3 protein-coding genes are annotated in these 2,371 nt (G+C 68.3%); 1 reads left to right on the top strand and 2 read right to left on the bottom strand.

The window, feature by feature from the left end:
* Positions 1–752: 752 nt before the first annotated feature.
* Positions 753–1,748: a radical SAM protein gene (locus tag FDZ70_09390; protein ID TLM70027.1), complete on the bottom strand. Its 996-nt coding sequence runs from the start codon at positions 1,746–1,748 to the stop codon at positions 753–755.
* A 24-nt stretch (positions 1,749–1,772) separates the two neighbouring features.
* A complete protein-coding gene (locus tag FDZ70_09395) occupies positions 1,773–2,108 on the bottom strand; it encodes a hypothetical protein (protein ID TLM70028.1) in 336 nt (111 codons plus the stop codon).
* 96 nt (positions 2,109–2,204) lie between these two features.
* Here FDZ70_09395 and FDZ70_09400 point away from each other — a divergent pair.
* On the top strand, positions 2,205–2,371 hold a 167-nt coding region (locus FDZ70_09400; GenBank protein TLM70029.1), incomplete at its 3' end, for a phosphoribosyltransferase.

The raw sequence follows: 2,371 nt of genomic DNA on the forward strand, positions 1-2,371 counted from the left end.
GGACCGGCGCGGCCGTGGGGCTGAGGGCGGATGCCGGCGACGCGGCGGTGTGGAGCCGGCTCGACGCCCAGACGACCGCTCTCGCGCCCGGCCAGGCGATCAAGTTCGCCGTCCGCACCTCCGACGATGGAGTGAACTGGTCGTCTCCGATGGGCGGCGACGGCGCGGCGATCGACTGGACGAGCGGCACCGGCAACTACCTCGGCGAGGCGGCCGGCGACGCCGGGGCCCGCTCGGCCCTGACCGGCGTTCCGTTCGCGCGCTACCTCGACGTGGTAGTCAGGCTCGAGTCGGGCGACGCGCTCTCGCCGGGCCTGCAGAGCGTGGACGTGCGGTACGACGTGCTCCCGGTGGTCTACGAGGACACGGCGGGCGGTGTGGCATGGACGGGGACGTGGACGAGCTTGTATCGGACGCAGTTCTCCGGCGGAGGAGCGGTATACGCGGCCGGTGCGGGCAAGTCGGTGCTCGTGGAGTTCGACGGCACCGGGATCGAGTGGATCGGGGCCAAGACGACATCGGCCGGCAAGGCGGCCGTGTACCTCGACGGCGTGTATCAATGCACGGTCGACCAGTATGCGTCGCCCAACTCGTTCCGCCAGACGATGTACGCCGCCCACGGCCTCGACTACGGCACGCACACGCTCGAGGTCCGGGCGCTGACGGGCAAGAACGTGCGCTCGGTGGGCTACAACACGTGGGTCGACGCGTTCGCGGTCGACGGGCTGGTCGTCGCGGAGCCGTAGGGCGCGCTACATCATCCCGCCCGAGCGCATCAGCTCACCATAGGTCGCCAGCGGCTCGACCCCTGTGAAGAAGACGCTGAAGTCCCGGTACCAGCTCATGTTGCACCGGTTGCACGGGACCTTCTTCAGGTCCGCCTTCGTCATGGTGAGCATGTTGCCGAGCACGTCCGGCAACTGCATGCACGGCCGCACGTCGAAGTGCCAGTCCACGAACATGACCCGGTGCCCGCCGAGGCAGTGGTGCTTCGCCGAGGCAGGGTCGCGCAGGTAGTCGATGATGTTCCGCATCGAGGTGACCTGGTTCACGATCGGGTACCTCGTCGCCTGCTTCAGTTCGATGACGCTCTCGAGCGACTCGATCACGAGGTCGCGCGAGAGCGAGATCCCCTCGCCGCCGAGCGGGTAGATGACCGACTCGGAGAACGTCGGGTAGTTCACCGAGATCATGTCGAAGCCCATCGCCACGGCGCGCTCGAACATCTGCTCCATGCGGTCGTGGTTGTTGTTCCAGATCAGTATCGAGGCCATCGACTTGACCTTCGTGCGGCCGATCCTTGCGACCGTCTTCTCCATGTCGGCCATGATCCCCGGGATCTGACGCGACTCCTCCAGCACCTTTGGGTCATCCGAGTCGAACGAGATCGAGATCATGTCGGCGCCGGCGGCCTCCAGGCGCGCGAGCTTGTCGTCGGTGACGAGCGAGGGCGTGGCGTCGAGCACCGAGGTGTGCACGCCGCGGTCCGTGCACCGGGCGACGAAGTCGACGATGTCGGGGTGCAGCAAAGGTTCGCCGCCCGTGAGCGTGATGTGCACGACGCCCATGTCGGCGAGGTTGTCGATCACCTGCAGCGACTTCTCGCGGTCGGAGGTGACCTTGGGCTGCTGCTGCCAGATGCCGCAGAACGAGCACTTCGCGACGCATCGGTTCGTGACGGCGAACTCGGCGAAGCGCATGTCGCCGGTGAGGAAGCGCCGGGCGACGTTGGCCTTCTTGCCGGTCACGTGACCCTCTCTCGTGCGGGTGGGCTACCTGCCCTCGTCGACGACCTTCCAGCCGTCCTTCTCGCTGTAGCTGACGGTAGGGCCTTCCTTGGCGCGCATCTCGTCCATGCTGCCGACACCGCCGTCGGGCGCCGTCATGTGGAAGGTGCGCGTGCCGCTCCCCGAGCCGGCGAAGGACTGTTCGAGCTCCTCGCCCTGTTTCATGCCCTGTTCGACGCCGCCGAGGATCGAGTCGAGGATCTTCTGGTCGCCCTCGTCCTTGCACTGGCGGGCGCTCACCTGCAACGTCAGCAGCACGGCGATGGCGAGCGTTGCCTCGAGCCACTTGGCCCGCGTACCCGGCCGCGCGATGTCGCTCATGGCGTCCCCCTCGGTCCCCGTGCCGGCGCTGCCGTGAGGATAGCGCAGCACGGGCGCGTTCCGCGCGGGTAGATATGCTCCCGGGAGGTGGCGCACATGTTCGCCGACAGGGTCGAGGCTGGGCGTGAACTCGCCGAGCGGCTGCGGGGCTCGCTGGCGCCAGGGGCGCTCGTGCTCGGCATCCCGCGCGGCGGCGTCATCGTGGCCGTGGAGGTGGCGCGCGCGGTCGGCGGCGAGCTCGACGTGGTGGTGGTGCGCAAGGT

It is taken from the genome of Actinomycetota bacterium (genome assembly GCA_005774595.1).
Lineage (GTDB): Bacteria > Actinomycetota > Coriobacteriia > Anaerosomatales > D1FN1-002 > D1FN1-002.